Origin of the sequence: Bacillus paramycoides, from assembly GCF_038971285.1 — a bacterium.
Classification (GTDB): domain Bacteria; phylum Bacillota; class Bacilli; order Bacillales; family Bacillaceae_G; genus Bacillus_A.
The window spans coordinates 3,882,179-3,901,360 of the sequence record NZ_CP152427.1 but is presented as its reverse complement, the minus strand read 5'-3'; the positions used below and the strand labels follow the sequence as shown (position 1 = coordinate 3,901,360).

At 35.9% G+C, this 19,182-nt stretch carries 22 protein-coding genes; 17 read left to right on the top strand and 5 right to left on the bottom strand.

Annotation, left to right across the window (positions count from 1 at the left end):
- Nucleotides 1–112: 112 nt before the first annotated feature.
- Both AAG068_RS20015 and AAG068_RS20010 read left to right on the top strand, forming a co-directional pair.
- Nucleotides 113–1,330 carry an EAL domain-containing protein gene (locus tag AAG068_RS20015; RefSeq protein ID WP_000564300.1) on the top strand — a complete coding sequence of 406 codons (1,218 nt, stop codon included), beginning with the start codon at nt 113–115 and terminating at the stop codon, nt 1,328–1,330.
- A gap of 182 nt (nt 1,331–1,512) precedes the next feature.
- Nucleotides 1,513–2,001 carry a DUF3993 domain-containing protein gene (locus AAG068_RS20010; protein ID WP_342715582.1) on the top strand — a complete coding sequence of 163 codons (489 nt, stop codon included), beginning with the start codon at nt 1,513–1,515 and terminating at the stop codon, nt 1,999–2,001.
- Between the two features lie 114 nt (nt 2,002–2,115).
- Here the strand turns inward: AAG068_RS20010 and AAG068_RS20005 are convergent, their stop codons facing one another.
- On the bottom strand, nt 2,116–2,352 hold the full coding sequence (locus AAG068_RS20005) for a glutaredoxin family protein (protein ID WP_342715581.1): 237 nt from the start codon (nt 2,350–2,352) through the stop codon (nt 2,116–2,118).
- Between the two features lie 233 nt (nt 2,353–2,585).
- On the opposite strand from AAG068_RS20005, the gene AAG068_RS20000 reads away from it, so the two are divergent.
- The 10 genes from AAG068_RS20000 (at nt 2,586) to AAG068_RS19955 (ending at nt 9,567) form a co-directional block, all read left to right on the top strand.
- Nucleotides 2,586–2,822 carry a YkuJ family protein gene (locus AAG068_RS20000; RefSeq protein ID WP_098667535.1) on the top strand — a complete coding sequence of 79 codons (237 nt, stop codon included), beginning with the start codon at nt 2,586–2,588 and terminating at the stop codon, nt 2,820–2,822.
- 216 nt (nt 2,823–3,038) lie between these two features.
- Complete coding sequence (locus AAG068_RS19995) at nt 3,039–3,188, top strand: hypothetical protein (protein WP_048530729.1); 150 nt, start codon at nt 3,039–3,041, stop codon at nt 3,186–3,188.
- 74 nt (nt 3,189–3,262) lie between these two features.
- Nucleotides 3,263–3,781 (top strand): ribonuclease H-like YkuK family protein, encoded by a 519-nt coding sequence (locus AAG068_RS19990; RefSeq protein ID WP_342715580.1) that lies wholly within the window; start codon nt 3,263–3,265, stop codon nt 3,779–3,781.
- Between the two features lie 107 nt (nt 3,782–3,888).
- Nucleotides 3,889–4,080 (top strand): antirepressor AbbA, encoded by a 192-nt coding sequence (abbA, locus tag AAG068_RS19985; protein ID WP_000817794.1) that lies wholly within the window; start codon nt 3,889–3,891, stop codon nt 4,078–4,080.
- A 170-nt stretch (nt 4,081–4,250) separates the two neighbouring features.
- Nucleotides 4,251–4,694 carry a cyclic-di-AMP-binding protein CbpB gene (gene cbpB, locus AAG068_RS19980; protein WP_048530727.1) on the top strand — a complete coding sequence of 148 codons (444 nt, stop codon included), beginning with the start codon at nt 4,251–4,253 and terminating at the stop codon, nt 4,692–4,694.
- A 142-nt stretch (nt 4,695–4,836) separates the two neighbouring features.
- A complete protein-coding gene (locus AAG068_RS19975) occupies nt 4,837–5,721 on the top strand; it encodes a LysR family transcriptional regulator (protein WP_306183549.1) in 885 nt (294 codons plus the stop codon).
- 71 nt (nt 5,722–5,792) lie between these two features.
- On the top strand, nt 5,793–6,515 hold the full coding sequence (gene dapD / locus AAG068_RS19970; protein WP_016086511.1) for a 2,3,4,5-tetrahydropyridine-2,6-dicarboxylate N-acetyltransferase: 723 nt from the start codon (nt 5,793–5,795) through the stop codon (nt 6,513–6,515).
- A 61-nt stretch (nt 6,516–6,576) separates the two neighbouring features.
- Complete coding sequence (locus tag AAG068_RS19965; RefSeq protein ID WP_342715578.1) at nt 6,577–7,707, top strand: N-acetyldiaminopimelate deacetylase; 1,131 nt, start codon at nt 6,577–6,579, stop codon at nt 7,705–7,707.
- Nucleotides 7,708–7,951: 244 nt separating this feature from the next.
- A complete protein-coding gene (locus AAG068_RS19960) occupies nt 7,952–8,818 on the top strand; it encodes a cytochrome C oxidase assembly protein (RefSeq protein ID WP_342715577.1) in 867 nt (288 codons plus the stop codon).
- A gap of 83 nt (nt 8,819–8,901) precedes the next feature.
- Nucleotides 8,902–9,567, top strand: a complete 666-nt coding sequence (locus AAG068_RS19955; protein WP_000504032.1) for a potassium channel family protein — start codon at nt 8,902–8,904, stop codon at nt 9,565–9,567.
- A 38-nt stretch (nt 9,568–9,605) separates the two neighbouring features.
- On the opposite strand, the gene rnjA is transcribed toward AAG068_RS19955, so the two are convergent.
- Together rnjA and AAG068_RS19945 are read right to left on the bottom strand one after the other, a co-directional pair.
- Nucleotides 9,606–11,273 carry a ribonuclease J1 gene (gene rnjA, locus AAG068_RS19950; protein ID WP_000670368.1) on the bottom strand — a complete coding sequence of 556 codons (1,668 nt, stop codon included), beginning with the start codon at nt 11,271–11,273 and terminating at the stop codon, nt 9,606–9,608.
- Between the two features lie 4 nt (nt 11,274–11,277).
- Nucleotides 11,278–11,490, bottom strand: coding sequence for a DNA-dependent RNA polymerase subunit epsilon (locus tag AAG068_RS19945; protein ID WP_342715576.1), 213 nt, complete (start codon nt 11,488–11,490; stop codon nt 11,278–11,280).
- Between the two features lie 547 nt (nt 11,491–12,037).
- Here AAG068_RS19945 and AAG068_RS19940 point away from each other — a divergent pair.
- Complete coding sequence (locus tag AAG068_RS19940; protein WP_342715575.1) at nt 12,038–12,811, top strand: Cof-type HAD-IIB family hydrolase; 774 nt, start codon at nt 12,038–12,040, stop codon at nt 12,809–12,811.
- 58 nt (nt 12,812–12,869) lie between these two features.
- Here the strand turns inward: AAG068_RS19940 and def are convergent, their stop codons facing one another.
- Nucleotides 12,870–13,424, bottom strand: coding sequence for a peptide deformylase (def, locus tag AAG068_RS19935; RefSeq protein ID WP_000957055.1), 555 nt, complete (start codon nt 13,422–13,424; stop codon nt 12,870–12,872).
- Nucleotides 13,425–13,579: 155 nt separating this feature from the next.
- The gene (locus tag AAG068_RS19930; protein ID WP_000274562.1) at nt 13,580–13,726 is read right to left on the bottom strand and encodes a YjcZ family sporulation protein; all 147 of its coding nucleotides are present in this window, start codon (nt 13,724–13,726) and stop codon (nt 13,580–13,582) included.
- A gap of 513 nt (nt 13,727–14,239) precedes the next feature.
- Here AAG068_RS19930 and pdhA point away from each other — a divergent pair.
- The 4 genes from pdhA to lpdA all read left to right on the top strand — a co-directional run bounded on the left by pdhA (nt 14,240) and on the right by lpdA (nt 19,136).
- Nucleotides 14,240–15,355 (top strand): pyruvate dehydrogenase E1 component subunit alpha, encoded by a 1,116-nt coding sequence (pdhA, locus tag AAG068_RS19925; protein WP_000536893.1) that lies wholly within the window; start codon nt 14,240–14,242, stop codon nt 15,353–15,355.
- A gap of 3 nt (nt 15,356–15,358) precedes the next feature.
- Complete coding sequence (pdhB, locus tag AAG068_RS19920; protein WP_000068166.1) at nt 15,359–16,336, top strand: pyruvate dehydrogenase complex E1 component subunit beta; 978 nt, start codon at nt 15,359–15,361, stop codon at nt 16,334–16,336.
- A 92-nt stretch (nt 16,337–16,428) separates the two neighbouring features.
- A complete protein-coding gene (gene pdhC, locus AAG068_RS19915; protein ID WP_342715574.1) occupies nt 16,429–17,718 on the top strand; it encodes a pyruvate dehydrogenase complex dihydrolipoyllysine-residue acetyltransferase in 1,290 nt (429 codons plus the stop codon).
- Between the two features lie 5 nt (nt 17,719–17,723).
- Nucleotides 17,724–19,136: a dihydrolipoyl dehydrogenase gene (gene lpdA, locus AAG068_RS19910; RefSeq protein WP_000260104.1), complete on the top strand. Its 1,413-nt coding sequence runs from the start codon at nt 17,724–17,726 to the stop codon at nt 19,134–19,136.
- Nucleotides 19,137–19,182 lie beyond the last annotated feature (46 nt).

Genomic DNA, 19,182 nt, shown 5'->3' with positions numbered 1-19,182 from the left:
TCCCCTTAGCATTTTACCCCTCTAATCCCTTCAGGAAAACTGAAGGGATTTTTTATTATTTTTCCGTAAATATCATGTTATAATTTTTGAAAAGTAAAGGGAGGGAAGCACGTTGATAGATGCATTAGATGTAATGAGTAACTTGGATAAAGTCCTTCCTTATTATCAAGCTATTTTTAGTGCTGATGAGCATACTGTAATTGGATATGAAGTCGTAGGACGTATTCAAACAGAAGAGGGCATACAAAGTTTAGCTTCTTTCTTTCACGATGATTCTATTCCAAGTGAGTTTCAACTAGAAGCGGATAACATTATAGTAGAAAAAGCTTTAAATCGTTATTTAGAAAGTGATCAAAAACTATTATTATTTATACATCGGAATGCTAACGTATTAATGAACGATGATGATGAAAGTTTACTTCAACTTTTATTGATGTATGAAGAGCAAGGTTTAAATTTGAAACACATTGTTTTAGAGATTACAGAACATGAATGTAAAGAAGATATAGAGCAATTTAATCATTTGCTTATGTATTATCGTACATATGGTATTCAAATTTCGATTAATAAAGTCGGAACGGGTACAAGTAATTTAGAACGTATTAGCGTGTTAGCACCAGATATTTTAAAAGTAGATTTAACAAACTTAAGGCAAACTGCACTTTTACAATCTTATCAAGATATTTTATATTCTTTATCATTACTTGCTAGAAGAATTGGTGCAACATTGTTATATGAAGAAATAGATGCTTTTTACCAGCTACAATATGCTTGGAAAAACGGTGGTAGATACTATCAAGGGAATTATTTGAAAGAATGCTTACCTGATTTTATTGAAACGAACGTTTTGAAAGAACGACTTGGTAATGAGTGTCATCAATTCATTCAACATGAGAAGAAGAAGTTACAAAAAATTTATAATTTAACAGAAATGTTACGTGATCGAATTGGTGATGTTTTAGCCAAGCAGAAAAAGAATGAAGATATAAATGATTGGTTATTACAATTTAGCCAAAGTGTATCACAATGTAGTTTTCGCATATTTATTTGTAACGAAGATGGTTTTCAACAATCAGGAAACGTTATGAAAAAAGATGGGGAATGGATTGTAATGCCTGAATATTATATGAAGAACTGGAGTTGGCGCCCGTATTTTCTAGAGAATATTATGAAAATGCGTTTTGAGAATAAGGCAAGACTTTCAGATTTATATGCTGATATTGAAACCGGTGAGATGGTACGAACATTTTCTTTCCCGATTGATGATGAAAACTTTTTATTTATAGATTTATCGTATGAATATTTATATGAAGAAGATGTTTTATTTTAATGCACGAAGAGATTCGTGCATTTTTTGTTTGTTTTTATCATAAATTGGTAATAGTGAAAATGGTGCCAAAAATGCTGTCTATCGTTGTAAAGATTTTACGAACGAAATCAGCCCTTTCTTTGCATAATCATTGTTACAATGAATACTACAAAGACAAGTTTTCTTAAAAGGAAGGTGAAAAAATGAGGAAATATGGTATATGGTTAGTTCTATTTGTATGCGTTGCCTTTCTAGTTGGTTATAGTGTTACAACTGTTTTAGGAAAAGAGGAAGTGAAAGTCGATCGGAAAGAAGTGTATACAACGATACAAAAGGGCTATGAAACTCAATTTTCAATTCGTGGGAAGCATTTGCCAATGAATAAGATGATAGAAACGTTATCACCGTATTTTACAGAGAATTTCCTTCAAGTATTTACAGATGAAAATAGTAGAAGTGATAAACAAAGTGGTGAATATTTACTTCCAGCAAAAGAAGCGCCGTTTTCTTTTAATTCAGAAACGAAAATGTCATATGATGAAGAGCATAAAATTTTATATGTATATGAGCGGGCGAAAAGTGGACAATATCAAATTGTAACTTTGCAAAGAGATCAAGGGAAATGGAAATTGGCCGGATATCATGAAAGCCAAGAACTTTTAACTGAAATAAAAAGGTTACAACAATTATAAAGTGAAACTTTAATTAGTAGGGGACATATTCCGCTGATTATTAGCCCGCTACAATTGAATGTTTACATCCAAAAAAATAGCAGGATAAGAATAGGAATAGGTCTTTACCTATTCCTATTCTATATTGAGAAGTTGTTGTAATTTTTCAATTTGAAAACCAGCAACAACTTCTCCGTCAATTACAACCGTTGGAGTTGAATAAGAATCATAGTTATATAAAAGACGATTGCGTGCAGAGGCGTCTTTTTTTACGTCAAATTCTTCATATACAACGTTATTATGCTTTAAAAATTCTTTCACAATGACACATGGCGGACAATCAGGTTGTGTGTAAACCTCAATTTTTTTCATTGTAATGCCTCCTTTTTACTGTTTTTTATTATATTCTTCCAGTATAAAAATCGCAATAAAGAAGGGAAAAGATGTTCTTTCTGTTTTTTCCTTCGTATTTCGACAAATTTTTAGTTGAGTTTCTGGCCAATAACCTTTATCCTAGAGTGTGGAACATTTTTTCTGCTATGACGGATAGAATGAGTATAGCTGTAAAACCTATTGGTAGGAAGATCAGAGAAAGGAGAGATTTCATGTCTCTACTCCAAGGAATTTTAACTCGACTTGTTAGTCTACAAGAACAAGCTCAAAGCGGTGAAGTAGCACAACGCTATTTTGAAGTGAACGGTGAGCGCAAATGTAGCGTGAAATTTTTCGATAAAAGTGAAATGTATGAGTTAGAAGTGTATCAACAAGGTGAAAAACCTCAAGTGTATCAATTCGATAATATCGACATGGTTGCAATTGAGATTTACGATATCATTTCTTGATACATATAAAAAAGGTGTTGCCAAATGGCAACACCTTTTTTAGTTCTATTACTTTTGCGCATATATGTATAGGGATTTTTCATTTTTCCTACAATGGTAATAAAGTGAAATTGTAATCAGTGGAGATTCTTCTTTCTATACTGATTAATAGCTATCACCAATTGGGTGTTTACACATAGTAGATTGGGGGATAAACATAATGAGGAGGTGTGTTGTATGGAGCGTTTACCGGTTGTCATTTGTCCTAATTGTCACAATGCTGCTGAGATTATTCATGTATTAACGGCTCAATCGAACCAAAATGTAATTTATACGTGCCAAGTTTGCCAGTATGTAATTCGGAATATTGAAACGAATAAAGGGTAGGAAGTTATAATTTTTGTTTTTGTCCCATACAATGAGAATACGAAAAGTCTGTCTAATTGAAAGGACGTGACTATGTGGCCGGTGAACATAAATTTTATAATGTTTCAGAGAGACATTTAAATTTTGATATGGTCTTTACCCGTATTTGTAATTTCATTGAAAAGAATCCACGAAATTTATATCGCTTATCCATTGGGACAGACTCACAAGCACATCAAAAGGATACGAGGTTTATTACGGCAATTCATATTCATCGCGTTGGAAAAGGAGCCTGGGGATGTTTACACCATCAATCAGTAAAAGATAAGCCAGCAACTTTACGTGAGAAGATATATTTAGAAACGCAGTTTAGTCAAGAAATTGCATGCTTATTTACTCCAAATCACATACAAACAATATGGGATTTATTGCATCCATACGCTCAAGATGGAGCTGGATTTATAATGGAAATTCACTTAGATATCGGAAATGATGGTTTAACAAAAGAATTTATTCTAGATATGACAGCGAAAATTCAAGCGATGGGATTAACTGCAAAAATTAAGCCAGATGCTTATGCTGCGTTTAGTTATGCGAATCGATATACGAAATAAAAACAAATTTTATATATCTCTCACTAAAAACTGAATATTACATCTATTAAATAGGCTGAAAATTTTATATAATAAGGATAACGATGCGAGTATAAGGAGAGGGGTATATGAAAAGGGAATTTGTTTTAACGGAAGAAGAGGAAAGTTTGTTACTGGATATTTTATTTCAGCAAAATTATGCGAGTGAAATTTTAGCTGTGGAACTTACAGATATTGAGAATGGTTTAAAAAAGACAGATGTGATGCAATATAAAAAAATCACAAGGTTATTTTACAGATTAAAAAATAAAGGGTATTAAGCGCTACCGGAATGGTAGTCTTTTTTTTGCGTTATATGCTAAAATAGCTGTGTGATTTTGTTTTTTACTGAAATAATGTAAGGACAAAATAATAATGTGAAAACGCTGTCATAAAATATGAATAGAGCCGGTGATTATAAGCAGGAAAAAGGGAAAATGGGGGATGTAATATGATTAGTATTCCAAAAGACGAGTTTCAACAAATTTTTGTGAAAGATTTAATGATTTCATCAGAAAAAGTAGCGCACGTCCAAATAGGGAATGGCTTAGAGCATGCTTTACTCGTACTTGTGAAATCTGGATATTCGGCGATACCTGTTTTGGACCCGATGTACAAATTACACGGGTTAATTAGTACTGCTATGATTTTAGACGGTATGCTAGGGTTAGAACGTATTGAGTTTGAAAGACTTGACGAAATGAAAGTAGAACAGGTGATGAAGGAAGATATTCCGGTTCTTAAGTTAGAAGATTCATTTGCAAAAGCATTAGAAATGACAATTGATCATCCTTTTATTTGCGCTGTCAATGAAGAAGGGTATTTTGAGGGGATTTTAACACGTCGAGCGATTTTAAAATTGTTGAATAAAAAAGTAAGGCAACATAATCGATAATGTGAAAAAAGTGGCTTCATAGAAACGGGGAAGTCACTTTTTTTCGTGCATATCAGTTGTGTATGTATTATATTTAAAAAGATAAAAAAATATATGAGTATGTAGTTAAATTAAGGATGAAAAGCTTATTGAGATAAGGTGTATGGAAGCTGAGGAAAGAGGGAGAAAGTTGCAAATTGATGATTTTCAAATGATGGTTGTGTTAGCACAGGAATCAAATATGAGAAAAGCGGCGGAACGTTTATTTGTTTCACAACCTGCGCTTAGTCAACGATTACAATCTATGGAGAAACAATGGGGAATGAAGTTTTTTATTCGCTCACAAAAAGGATTGACAATTACACCTGAAGGGGAAAAAGTTGCAAATTACGCAAAAGAAATGCTACAAAGGGAAGAAAATATTAAAAGTGAGTTAGCTGTTTTTAGAACAGAAACTCACGGAACGTTAAAAATAGCTGTTGCATCAGTTATTGGTCAATATTGGCTTCCTCCTGTTTTGAAGAAGTTTGTGAATAAATATCCTTCTGTGAAAATATCACTGTTTACTGGCTGGAGTAGCGAAGTGCAAAAGCAATTTTATGAAGGCGACGTTCATGTTGCTATATTAAGAGGAACACAAGAATATAAAGGGCAGAAGCAACAATTATTTGAAGATGAACTTTATTTAGTGGATAAAGAAATAAAAGATATTTCAATGTTAAAAGAAACAAATAGACCTTTTATTCAATTTAAAAGTGATTCGACTTACTATGGACAAATACAAAATTGGTGGTACGGTTTATTTTCTAATCCACCTAAGAGAACAATTGTCGTTGATCAAATTGAGACGTGTAAACAACTCGTTTTAAATGGTATAGGTTATGCTCTATTACCTTCTACTGTTTTAAAAGAAGTACAGGAAAACATGTATAAAACACCTGTGCAATTAACGAGAGAAACATGGTTATTGACGAGTGAATCAGCTAGACAATTGAAGCAAGTACAAGCATTTTTAGAAATTATAGAAGAAATTCAAATGGAAAAATAGGATTATTATCTTGCTACTCGCTCTATCGTTTGGTAGAGTAACATTATAAATGGATTTAGGAGGCAACAAGAATGAAAATGATGGACGCTAACGAAATTATTTCGTTTATTCAAAAAAGTGAAAAGAAAACTCCTGTAAAGGTATACATAAAAGGGGATTTAAAAGAAGTAACATTCCCTGAAACGGTACAAGCATTTGTAAATAAAAAGTCTGGTGTATTATTTGGAGAATGGTCTGAAATTAAGACAATTCTTGATGAAAATAGCAAGCACATCGTTGATTACGTTGTTGAAAATGACCGTCGTAATTCTGCGATTCCAATGCTTGATTTAAAAGGTATTAAAGCTCGTATTGAGCCAGGCGCGATTATTCGTGACCACGTTGAAATCGGTGACAACGCTGTTATTATGATGAATGCAACAATTAATATCGGTGCTGTAATTGGTGAAGGTTCTATGATCGACATGAACGCAGTACTTGGTGGACGTGCAACTGTTGGTAAGAACTGTCACGTAGGTGCTGGTGCAGTACTTGCAGGTGTTATTGAGCCACCTTCAGCAAAACCAGTTATCGTTGAAGATGATGTTGTAATTGGTGCTAACGTAGTTGTGTTAGAGGGAGTTACAGTAGGTAAAGGTGCAGTTGTAGCAGCAGGAGCTGTTGTAACAGAAGATGTACCTCCATATACAGTTGTTGCAGGTACTCCAGCGCGTGTAATTAAAGAGATTGATGAGAAGACAAAAGCAAAAACTGAAATTAAACAAGAGCTTCGTCAATTAAACCCAGAGAAATAAAAACAAAAAAGCGTAAGAGCATAAACAGGCTCTTACGCTTTTTATAGATAGAGGTGCAAAAATGGCAGTAAGCAAATTCATTCAAATTCGTAGAGACTTACACAAAATACCGGAAATTGGATTTAAAGAGTGGAAAACACAGCAGTATATTCTAGATTACATTGGAACGCTTTCGAATGAACATGTGGAAGTGAAAGTATGGGAAACGGGTGTCATTGTTAAAGTAAATGGAAAAAATCCAGAAAAAATTATAGGTTATCGCGCAGATATAGATGGTTTACCAATTACAGAAGAAACTGGATATGAATTTGCTTCTATTCATGAAGGAATGATGCATGCATGTGGACACGATGTACATACGACAATCGGTTTAGGCCTTCTAACAGCAGCTGTAACAAAAAGGATAGATGATGATCTTGTGTTTCTATTCCAACCAGCTGAAGAAGGTCCAGGAGGGGCTCTTCCTATGTTAGAGAGCGAAGAGTTAAAAGAATGGAAGCCAAATATAATTCTCGGTCTTCATATTGCACCTGAATACCCTGTAGGAACAATCGCCACTAAAGAGGGGCTATTATTTGCAAATACATCAGAGTTATATGTTGATTTAAAAGGGAAAGGTGGACATGCAGCCTACCCTCATACTGCAAATGATATGATTATTGCAGCAAGTCATCTTGTTACACAACTCCAATCCGTTATTAGTCGTAATGTGAATCCACTTGATAGTGCAGTAATTACAATCGGCAAAATAACAGGTGGTACAGTTCAAAATATCATAGCAGAAAAGTCTCGGTTAGAAGGAACAATCCGAACGTTATCAGTAGAATCAATGAGTCGTGTGAAAAGTAGGATTGAGGCAATTGTTGCGGGGATAGAAGCTTCCTTCCAATGTGAAGCGGCTATTGACTACGGAGCGATGTATCATCAAGTATATAACCATGAAGCATTAACGAGAGAGTTTATGCAGTTCGTAAGTGAACAAACTGATATGAATGTCATTACATGTACAGAGGCGATGACAGGTGAAGATTTTGGTTATATGCTTCAAGAGATTCCTGGATTTATGTTTTGGCTGGGAGTAAATTCAGAATACGGTTTACACCATGCAAAATTAAAACCAGATGAAGAGGCTATTGAGAAAGCTATTGTATTTTTAGATCAATATGTGAAGTGGAAGGGAACTAGAGAGTGAACTGGCCCGCCGACTGTGAAACCATTTAAAGTGGGGGCCCGTTAGTTCAAGGACGAAAACATCTTTCACATTTATTTTGGAGGCAAATCGACATACAAATGGATAAAATAATGAGCAGTGGTTTTGAGCCGCTGCTCATTATTCATTGAGCAGATGATTAGTTAACTAGCTTATATATGTTTACATTTCGTGTAGAAAGTGTGTAAAATCAAGGTGAAACATAGAAAAAAGGGTGGGGAATTACGTGCAAATTAGCAGTGCAATGTTGTGTTTCGTCTTATATACGTATGTGATTATTGCGGCGATTTATTTTGGGATAAGTTTTTATGCCTACCGTTTAGTCGATAATCATGAATATGATGAAACATATAAATGGGTGAAGAGATATTTATCACCTGTATTAGAAATTATGAATGGGTTTGTGCTCTTTTTATTTATTGGATTAATTGCTTTCTCAACGAGTTTAGTAGGAAATAAAACAACATTATTTGTACTAGGTATCATTATTTTTATGTTGTTAGGCATACGGATTGGTAACACTGTGTTTTGGAATGAAAGAAAAGTAGATGGTTGGACTGGAATGTTAATTCCGTGTATGTTAGCAGCTATCGTGACAAACATAGAGCATGAGTATTATGAATTACATTTTTGGCTCATTATCGTTTTAACAATTCTTTCGGTCTTGTACATAAGTACAGTAGTACTAACATACATTGCGCATGAAAAAGGTGATGTTAAAGGAACTCGCTTCTTTAGAGGGCGGGCATTATTTTGGAGTGTGCCAACGATGGCGGTTATAGGAATAATTGCGATATTAGTAAATGGGTATCAATTTACGAATTGGCAACTGTTTTTAGAAAGTTGGTGGATTTTCATCCTTTCGTTTATCGCTTTTTTAGGTGCAACGCATTATTTATTCCATCAACATCATTACATATTGGCATTACTATTTGCATTTACACAACTATTATTTGCTTTCTTCGGACAAGAAACGTTATTATTCGTTTTTGAAACATTTAGTTCATTTGGAAACATATTTGTATTTGGTATGTTAATATTCAGTATCGCATTTTATTTACAACAGTATTTTTATATACAAAAACAAAAATAAGAATGATATACAGGTTTTTGTAGCAAATCTAAAGTATGTTACAATAAAAATACATAGTATTCGATGTTATTGGAGGAATTCCTGTGGGTGAAAAAGAGAAAGAATTTGCTGTCATTGGACTTGGGCGTTTTGGTGGAAGTATTTGCCGAGAACTTGCTCAATTAGGTATGGAAGTAATGGCAATTGACTCAGATGAGGATAAAATTAATGAATTTGCAAATATAGCTTCACATGCTGTAATTGCAGATTCAACAGATGAGATGGTATTGAAAAGTCTTGGTATTCGTAATTTTGATCATGTAGTCGTCGCGATTGGAGACAACTTAAATTCAAGTATTTTAACAACGTTAATTCTGAAAGAGTTAGGTGTAAAAAATATTACTGTAAAAGCTCAAAATGATTACCACGAAAAAGTATTAAGTAAAATAGGAGCAGATCACATTGTGCACCCAGAGCGTGATATGGGAAAAAGGATTGCTAATAATATAGCATCAAGTAATGTATTAGACTATCTTGAGCTTTCGGATGAGCATAGTATTGTAGAGATTATTGCAAATAAAAAAATTGATGGACATTCTTTAATTGAATTAGATATTCGTGCGAAATTTGGATTGAATATTGTAGCGATTAAACGTGGTAAAGAAGTGATTGTATCTCCTCGAGCTACGGAAAATATTCAAGCGGGAGATATATTAATTGTAATTGGTCATGACGATGAAGTAGATCGTTTTAAACACTTTTTGAGATAAGAGAAAAGGACAATACCATGAAGGTATTGTCCTTTTTCTTATATCTCCATAATGATTGGTAAAATCATTGGACGACGTTTCGTTTTCTCATATAGGAATGGTGCCAATGTGTCTGTAATCTCATTTTTAATTTCAGACCATTGTGTTGTTTTACGTTCCATTACTTTTTCTAAATGAGTTGTAATTAATGTTTGAGCATCATTAATTAAATCACTACTTTCGCGCATATAAACGAAACCACGTGAGATAATATCAGGTCCTGCTGCAACTTTAAATTCTTTCATATCAATGCTTACAACTACAATAACAAGTCCTTCTTCAGAAAGGATGCGACGATCGCGTAATACAATATTACCGATATCTCCAATACCATTTCCATCAATATAGACAGATCCAGATGGTATTTTACCAGCTACGCTTGCTTCATCTGAACGTAAGGCAAGAACATCGCCATTATCCATGATGAAACAGTTTTCTTCTGGAATACCACAATCATTAGCTAACTTCATATGCATACGTTGCATACGATATTCACCATGAATTGGCATGAAATACTTTGGTTTAATTAGACGAAGCATTAGTTTTTGTTCTTCTTGTCCGCCGTGTCCACTCGTATGAATGTTTGACAGTTTTCCGTGGATTACATCAGCACCAGCACGATACAACATGTTAATTGTACGACTTACGCTAATTGTATTACCAGGGATTGGTGAAGAAGAGAAAACAACTGTGTCGCCAGGGATGATTTGAATTTGACGATGCGTACCATTGGCAATACGTGAAAGTGCTGCCATTGGCTCCCCTTGACTACCTGTACATAAAATAACAACTTTATTAGCCGGTAGGCGATTTAGTTGAGATGCATCTATGAATGTATCCTTCGGACAGCGAATATAACCGAGGTTTTGTCCGATTTCAATCGCTGCTTCCATACTGCGGCCAAATACAGCCACTTTACGATTGTTTTCAACAGCTGCTTCAACAACTTGTTGTAAACGATGAATATTTGATGCAAAGGTTGCGAAGATAATACGACCTTCTACTTTGCGGAAAATATCTTGAATACTATCACCAACGCGGCGCTCAGACATTGTAAAGTTTGGAACTTCACTGTTTGTACTGTCAGATAAGAGGCAAAGTACACCGTCTTTTCCGATTTCGGCCATTTTTGTTAAGTCCGCAGGTTCACCAACTGGTGTGAAGTCAAATTTGAAATCTCCAGTATGAACCACTTGTCCTTGAGGTGTTTTCACAACAACTCCGTATGAATCTGGAATACTGTGAGTTGTACGGAAGAATGAAACTGATGTCTTTTTGAATTTAATAACATCATCTTCTTGAATTTCATAAAGTTTTGCTTTACGAAGTAATCCGTGCTCTTCTAGTTTGTTTTTGATTAGCGCAATTGCTAATTTACCGCCATAAATAGGAATGTTCACTTGACGTAATAAGTAAGGAATTCCACCGATATGATCTTCGTGACCATGTGTAATGAATAATCCTTTAATTTTATCTTCGTTTCGCACAAAATAAGTGTAATCTGGTATTACATAATCGATTCCGAGGAGTTCGTCTTCTGGGAATTTAATTCCAGCGTCAATTATAATAATTTCATCTTGAAATTGAACAGCATATGTATTTTTACCGATTTCACCAAGACCACCTAAAGCAAAAACGGCTGCTTGATCATTCTTTAGAAATTTCATATGACTATACGATTTCCGCTAATGTTAAATCAGCGTTTTCTTTTTCATATTCAAGATGATTGCCAGTAACAGACTGAACGAACTCGATATTATATGCGAACTTATTTAATTTCTTACGAACATCCTTTTCAGACGTAGCCTCTAAATATAAAACTTTTGTATTTTCACGTACTGGAACCTCAGTCATTTTTTCTTGATAAAATACTTTAAAAATCATTTGGAAAACCTCTCCTTGTCTATGTTTTGCATTATCTGTTACTTATTATAAAGCAAACAGTCACGATTTTCATGTTTTTTCGAATGAGAATGAAGAAAAAGCCCGAAATGGGCACAATTTAAGCGATCGTCTTTTTACCGACTAGATCTTTTAAATAACGCTTGAGCTTTTTCTTCAGCTTCTTCAGCATGATTACTCCTTCCTTTCCTTATTTTAAACATGCATATTACTAGTGAAAACGCCGTCTCTGCTATAAGAAAGAGGACAAAAGTGAATGTTGAATCTTGTCCTTTCTCATACAGGGAAAGTTATTCTATAGTAACGATTAGTAGCCGTTAGTTATAGGTATAGTATGAGAAAGAATAGAAAAGAAAATTCATACGAACAAGTATCCACACTTTTTACTAATATATATATGCAGGTTTCATAAATAAGGTCAGAAAGTGAACGCTTTCTTCACAGATGTTTAATATGTTATACTTTTTTTTAGAATTTGAAAAGCGATAATCAAAATAGGAATATAGAGTAACAGAAAGGATTTTGACAAATGAATGATAAAATTGTCTTTTTTGATATTGATGGAACATTATTAGATCATGATAAGAAGATTTCGCAATCTACAAGAGATGCAGTAAGACAGTTACAAGAACAAGGTGTGCATGTAGCAATTGCAACAGGACGTGCGCCATTTATGTTTGAAGATATTCGTAAGGAACTTAATATTCACAATTATGTTAGTTTTAATGGACAGTACGTTGTATTTGAAGACGAGGTAGTGTTTAATAACCCGTTACAACCAGCTGCCTTACATAAGTTTACTCAGTTTGCAAATCAAGAAGGATACCCACTTGTATATCTTGATCATCAAGAAATGAGAGCATCAGTTGAATATCATGATTATGTGAAAGAAGGTTTTGGAAGCTTGAATTTTGAGCATCCGACATATGAACCTAATTTTTATGAGAAGCGTAATATTTATCAAACACTTCTTTTCTGTGAAGTGAATGAAGAGGAAAAGTTTATAAATCAATACCCAGATTTTCATTTTATTCGCTGGCATGCGTATTCCATGGATATTATTCCAAATGGTGGTTCTAAGGCAAAGGGGATTGAGAAATTCATTGAAAAATTAGGGTTTAACCGTGAACAAGTGTATGCATTTGGAGATGGTTTAAATGATTTAGAAATGATCGAAGCAGTTGGGACAGGTATTGTGATGGGGAATGGTCATGAAGACTTGAAAAAACTTGCAAATCATGTGACAAAGGATGTTAGTGAAGACGGCATATATCATGGCTTAAAATGGGCTGGATTACTATAAGTGAATATGGAACCCATTTCATATAAAAAAGGCGGAAGATTAACTCCCGCCTTTTTTATTATCGCTCTAGAGGTTTTGAATCGTCAGGAGCAGCAAATGGATTCTCTTTATTAATGTGGTCATAGAACATAACACCATTTAAATGGTCAATTTCATGCTGAAATACAATTGCGGGTAAACCTTTTAAACGCAATTTTACTTCTTCGCCGTTAATAGATGTTGCTTTCACTGTAATTCTTGTGTAACGAGGGACATAACCAGGTACTTCGCGGTCTACTGATAGGCAGCCTTCACCACTTTGTAAATATGTACGCTCAACAGAATGACTAATGATTTTTGGATTGAATAATGCATGACTATATAGCGTACCGTCTGTATCTGTTACATGAACCGCAATCATTTTCTTTGAAATACCGATTTGCGGAGCCGCTAATCCGATTCCAGGGCGTAAACTATATTTTTCAGCCATTTCAGGATCTTGGCTATTTATTACAAATTCAATCATTTCTTTAAGTGTATTTGTATCTTCTTCGCTTGCTGGTATTACTACCTCTTCTGCAACATTTCGCAAAATAGGATCTCCTTCGCGAATTACATCTTTCATTGTAAGCATATGTAATCTCTCCTTTCCCTTTTAGTCTACCAAAGGAGCCGAAAAAAGTCATCGACAAGTAGGGGGAAGCGCTTTGGAAAGAGTACTATTGTATGTAATAAAAAGAAACAGACGGCAAAGCCGTCTGTTTCTCTCCATAGTTGTTTCATTTTACATTAGCGAATGCAAGCAGCACCAACGATAATTAAAAGAATAAACAACACAACGATTAAGGCGAAGCCGCGTCCAGACCCGCCACAAGAACCGCCATAACCGTAGGAAGGATATGAACAAGTTGGATAGCAATATGAGTATCCGTACATGAGATGACCTCCTTTATCATTTCCCGCTAATACTGCGGTTACTATAATGTATGGAGGGAAGGGTAGAAATGTATGGGTAATTACCTATAAAAGGAAGAGGAGTTTGTATATTTTTGCTAAGAAGGGAGAAAAACTAAAGAGAATTAAATCGTTTACATATTATTCTAAGAGAAAAAACAAGTTAAAAAGGGAATAATATAACAGCGGGTTAATGCTTACTAATACAGATGTGAAAAATAAAAACACGTTTGTGTAGAAGAAACCTGCAGATTATTTATAAAAAAACGTATTCAAAGTAATTGACATCGTAATTAGAATAGTTGTAAACTAAAAAACGTGATCAAGATTGTATTAATATGTTTCTGAAAAAACATTAGTACAGATTGTTAGGTACACAAAATTATTCTCAACCGACAAATAAATTTGTTGGTTTACATTGTTGCGTTTTCAGTCTAGCTAATAGATAGTGAAAGCGTTTCAGAATATGGTTCAAGAGAGGAAGAGGTGAACGGAATGGGTACTAAAACAAAAAAGACCCTATTTAATGTTGATGAGCAAATGAAAGCTATCGCAGCTCAATTTGAAACATTACAAATTTTAAATGAAAAAGGCGAAGTTGTGAATGAAGCAGCTATGCCTGAATTATCTGATGATCAATTAAAAGAATTAATGCGTCGTATGGTGTATACTCGCGTATTAGATCAACGTTCTATTTCTTTAAACCGTCAAGGACGTTTAGGTTTCTACGCACCAACAGCTGGACAAGAGGCTTCTCAATTAGCAAGTCATTTCGCACTTGAAGCAGAAGATTTCATCTTACCAGGATATCGTGATGTGCCACAATTAGTATGGCACGGTTTACCATTATACCAAGCATTCTTATTCTCTCGTGGACATTTCATGGGTAACCAAATGCCTGAGAACGTAAATGCACTTGCTCCACAAATCATCATCGGTGCGCAAATCATCCAAACTGCTGGTGTTGCGTTAGGTATGAAACTACGTGGTAAAAAATCTGTTGCAATTACTTACACTGGTGACGGTGGTGCTTCACAAGGTGACTTCTACGAAGGTATGAACTTTGCGGGTGCATTCAAAGCTCCAGCAATCTTCGTTGTTCAAAACAACCGTTATGCAATCTCTACTCCAGTAGAAAAGCAATCTGCAGCTAAAACTGTAGCTCAAAAAGCAGTAGCAGCAGGTATTTACGGAATTCAAGTAGACGGTATGGATCCATTAGCTGTATACGCAGCAACTGCTTTCGCTCGTGAGCGCGCAGTAAATGGCGAAGGCCCTACTTTAATCGAGACTTTAACATTCCGTTACGGTCCACATACAATGGCTGGTGATGACCCAACTCGTTACCGTACAAAAGATATCGAGAACGAATGGGAACAAAAAGATCCAATCGTACGCTTCCGTGCATTCTTAGAAAACAAAGGCCTATGGTCTCAAGAAGTTGAAGAGAAAGTAATCGAAGAAGCAAAAGAAGATATCAAACAAGCAATTGCTAAGGCTGACCAAGCTCCAAAACAAAAAGTTACTGATTTAATGGAAATCATGTACGAAAAAATGCCTTACAACTTAGCTGAACAATATGAAATTTACAAAGAAAAGGAGTCGAAGTAAGCCATGGCTCAAATGACAATGATTCAAGCAATCACTGATGCTTTACGCGTTGAAATGAAAAATGACCCTAACGTACTTGTGTTTGGTGAAGACGTTGGTGTAAACGGCGGTGTATTCCGTGCTACTGAAGGTTTACAAGCTGAATTTGGTGAAGACCGTGTAATGGATACTCCACTTGCAGAGTCTGGTATTGGTGGACTTGCAGTTGGACTTGCACTTGAAGGCTTCCGTCCAGTTCCAGAAATCCAATTCTTCGGTTTCGTATATGAAGTAATGGATTCAATTTCTGGTCAATTAGCTCGTATGCGTTACCGTTCTGGTGGACGTTGGACTGCTCCTGTAACAGTTCGTTCTCCATTCGGTGGCGGTGTTCATACTCCTGAACTACATGCTGATAGCTTAGAAGGATTAGTGGCTCAACAACCTGGTCTAAAAGTTGTTATTCCATCTACTCCATACGATGCAAAAGGTCTTTTAATCTCTGCGATTCGTGACAACGATCCAGTTATCTACTTAGAGCATATGAAATTGTACCGTTCATTCCGTCAAGATGTACCAGAAGGCGAATACACAATTGATTTAGGTAAAGCTGATATCAAACGTGAAGGTACAGATGTATCTGTTATCGCTTACGGTGCTATGGTTCACGCTGCATTAAAAGCTGCTGAAGAACTTGAAAAAGAAGGTATCTCTTTAGAGGTTGTTGACTTACGTACAGTTCAACCATTAGATATCGAAACAATCATCGCTTCTGTTGAAAAAACAGGCCGCGTGGTAGTAGTTCAAGAAGCACAAAAACAAGCTGGTATTGCAGCTAACGTTGTAGCGGAAATTAATGACCGTGCAATCTTAAACTTAGAAGCTCCAGTTGTACGTGTTGCAGCTGCTGATACAGTATTCCCATTCTCTCAAGCTGAGAGCGTATGGTTACCAAACCACAAAGATATTGTTGAAGCTGTTAACAAAGTAATGAACTTCTAATTTTTAGTTATTCATGTGCAAAAGAAATCAGCACATGCTGATTTCTTTTGCCATATTCCATAATAAAGAAATGAATCAGGGGGCTGAATTCCGTGGCATTTGAATTTAAACTACCAGATATCGGTGAAGGTATCCACGAAGGTGAAATCGTAAAATGGTTTATTAAACCAGGCGACGAAGTAAACGAAGATGACGTACTTCTTGAAGTACAAAATGATAAAGCAGTAGTAGAAATCCCTTCTCCTGTTAAAGGTAAAGTACTTGAAGTACTTGTAGAAGAAGGTACGGTTGCAGTAGTTGGAGATACATTAATTAAATTTGATGCTCCAGGATACGAAAACCTTAAATTTAAAGGTGACGATCATGACGAAGCTCCTAAAGCTGAAGAAGTGAAAGAAGAAGCTCCTAAAGCTGAAGCTACTCAAGCAGCAACTGCAGAAGTAGTAAATGAGCGCGTAATCGCTATGCCATCTGTTCGTAAATATGCTCGTGAAAACGGCGTAGACATTCATAAAGTAGCTGGTTCTGGTAAGAACGGTCGTATCGTAAAAGCTGACATCGATGCATTTGCAAATGGTGGACAAGCAGTAGCAGCAACTGAGGCTCCAGCAGCAGTAGAAGCTACTCCAGCAGCAGCGAAAGAAGAAGCACCAAAAGCACAACCAATCCCAGCTGGTGAATATCCAGAAACTCGTGAGAAAATGAGTGGTATCCGTAAAGCGATTGCAAAAGCAATGGTTAACTCTAAACACACAGCTCCTCACGTAACATTAATGGATGAAGTTGATGTAACTGAGCTTGTTGCTCACCGTAAGAAGTTCAAAGCTGTTGCAGCTGACAAAGGTATTAAATTAACTTACCTTCCATACGTTGTTAAAGCTTTAACATCTGCATTACGTGAATTCCCAATGTTGAATACTGCTTTAGACGATGCTTCTCAAGAAATCGTTCATAAACATTACTTCAACATCGGTATCGCAGCTGATACAGACAAAGGTCTATTAGTACCAGTTGTTAAAGATACAGATCGTAAATCAATCTTCACTATTTCTAACGAGATCAATGATCTTGCTGGTAAAGCACGTGAAGGTCGCTTAGCTCCGGCTGAAATGAAAGGTGCTTCTTGCACAATTACAAACATTGGTTCTGCAGGTGGACAATGGTTCACTCCAGTTATCAACCACCCAGAAGTAGCAATCCTTGGTATCGGCCGTATCGCTGAAAAACCAGTTGTGAAAAACGGTGAAATCGTTGCAGCTCCAGTATTAGCATTATCTCTAAGCTTTGACCATCGTTTAATTGACGGCGCAACTGCTCAAAAAGCATTAAACCAAATTAAACGTCTATTGAATGACCCACAATTATTAGTAATGGAGGCGTAATAACAATGGTAGTAGGAGATTTCCCAATTGAATTAGATACAGTCGTTGTTGGTGCAGGTCCTGGTGGATACGTTGCGGCAATTCGTGCAGCACAATTAGGTCAAAAGGTAGCAATTATTGAAAAAGCTAACCTTGGTGGCGTATGCTTAAACGTTGGATGTATTCCTTCAAAAGCGTTAATCAATGCAGGTCATCGTTATGAGAATGCAATGCATTCTGATGACATGGGTATCACTGCAGAGAACGTAAAAGTTGACTTTACAAAAGTTCAAGAATGGAAAAACGGCGTAGTTAAGAAATTAACTGGCGGTGTTGAAGGCCTTCTTAAAGGTAACAAAGTTGAAATCATTCGTGGTGAAGCTTACTTCGTAGATGCTAACACATTACGCGTAATGACTGAAGATGCAGCTCAAACTTACACGTTTAAAAATGCTGTTCTTGCAACTGGTTCTACACCAATCGAAATTCCTGGATTCAAATACTCTAAACGTGTTATCAACTCTACAGGTGCTTTAAGCTTACCTGAAATTCCTAAAAAACTTGTTGTAATCGGCGGCGGTTACATCGGTATGGAATTAGGTACTGCATATGCTAACTTCGGTACAGAAGTTACTGTAGTAGAAGCTGGCGACGAAATCTTAGCTGGTTTCGAAAAAGCTATGAGCTCTGTTGTTAAACGTGCTCTACAGAAAAAAGGTAACGTAAATATCCATACAAAAGCTATGGCTAAAGGCGTTGAAGAAACAGAAACTGGCGTAAAAGTTAGCTTTGAAGTTAAAGGTGAAATCCAAACTGTAGAAGCAGATTACGTATTAGTAACTGTAGGTCGTCGTCCAAACACTCAAGAAATCGGTCTTGAGCAAGTTGGAGTTAAAATGACTGACCGCGGCATCATCGAAATCGATGAGCAATGTCGTACAAACGTACCAAATATCTATGCAATCGGTGATATCGTTCCTGGACCACCATTAGCTCACAAAGCTTCTTACGAAGGTAAAGTAGCTGTTGAAGCAATTAGTGGCCATGCATCAGCAATCGATTACATCGGAATTCCTGCAGTATGCTTCACAGATCCAGAATTAGCATCTGTTGGTTACACTAAGAAACAAGCTGAAGAAGCTGGAATGACTGTAACTGTATCTAAGTTCCCATTCGCTGCTAACGGTCGTGCGTTATCATTAAACAGCACTGACGGTTTCCTACAACTTGTAACACGTAAAGAAGATGGTCTTCTTGTAGGTGCTCAAGTTGCAGGTGCAGGCGCTTCAGATATTATTTCTGAGATTGGTTTAGCTATCGAAGCTGGAATGACAGCAGAAGATATCGCTCAAACAATCCACGCTCACCCAACATTAGGTGAAATCACAATGGAAGCAGCTGAAGTTGCTCTTGGAATGCCAATTCACATTGTAAAATAATTTAAGTAATGAAAATAGCCCATCTCTTTAAATAAGAGATGGGCTA

Coding starts and splice junctions, on each gene's coding strand:
- lpdA (WP_000260104.1), top strand. CDS start 17,724: ATGGTAGTAGGAGATTTCCCAATTGAATTAGATACAGTCGTTGTTGGT.
- AAG068_RS20005 (WP_342715581.1), bottom strand. CDS start 2,352: ATGAAAAAAATTGAGGTTTACACACAACCTGATTGTCCGCCATGTGTC.
- AAG068_RS19945 (WP_342715576.1), bottom strand. CDS start 11,490: ATGATTTTTAAAGTATTTTATCAAGAAAAAATGACTGAGGTTCCAGTA.
- AAG068_RS20010 (WP_342715582.1), top strand. CDS start 1,513: ATGAGGAAATATGGTATATGGTTAGTTCTATTTGTATGCGTTGCCTTT.
- cbpB (WP_048530727.1), top strand. CDS start 4,251: ATGATTAGTATTCCAAAAGACGAGTTTCAACAAATTTTTGTGAAAGAT.
- AAG068_RS20000 (WP_098667535.1), top strand. CDS start 2,586: ATGTCTCTACTCCAAGGAATTTTAACTCGACTTGTTAGTCTACAAGAA.
- AAG068_RS19995 (WP_048530729.1), top strand. CDS start 3,039: ATGGAGCGTTTACCGGTTGTCATTTGTCCTAATTGTCACAATGCTGCT.
- pdhA (WP_000536893.1), top strand. CDS start 14,240: ATGGGTACTAAAACAAAAAAGACCCTATTTAATGTTGATGAGCAAATG.
- AAG068_RS19940 (WP_342715575.1), top strand. CDS start 12,038: ATGAATGATAAAATTGTCTTTTTTGATATTGATGGAACATTATTAGAT.
- def (WP_000957055.1), bottom strand. CDS start 13,424: ATGCTTACAATGAAAGATGTAATTCGCGAAGGAGATCCTATTTTGCGA.
- rnjA (WP_000670368.1), bottom strand. CDS start 11,273: ATGAAATTTCTAAAGAATGATCAAGCAGCCGTTTTTGCTTTAGGTGGT.
- AAG068_RS19930 (WP_000274562.1), bottom strand. CDS start 13,726: ATGTACGGATACTCATATTGCTATCCAACTTGTTCATATCCTTCCTAC.
- dapD (WP_016086511.1), top strand. CDS start 5,793: ATGAAAATGATGGACGCTAACGAAATTATTTCGTTTATTCAAAAAAGT.
- AAG068_RS19975 (WP_306183549.1), top strand. CDS start 4,837: ATGGAAGCTGAGGAAAGAGGGAGAAAGTTGCAAATTGATGATTTTCAA.
- pdhB (WP_000068166.1), top strand. CDS start 15,359: ATGGCTCAAATGACAATGATTCAAGCAATCACTGATGCTTTACGCGTT.
- AAG068_RS19965 (WP_342715578.1), top strand. CDS start 6,577: ATGGCAGTAAGCAAATTCATTCAAATTCGTAGAGACTTACACAAAATA.
- abbA (WP_000817794.1), top strand. CDS start 3,889: ATGAAAAGGGAATTTGTTTTAACGGAAGAAGAGGAAAGTTTGTTACTG.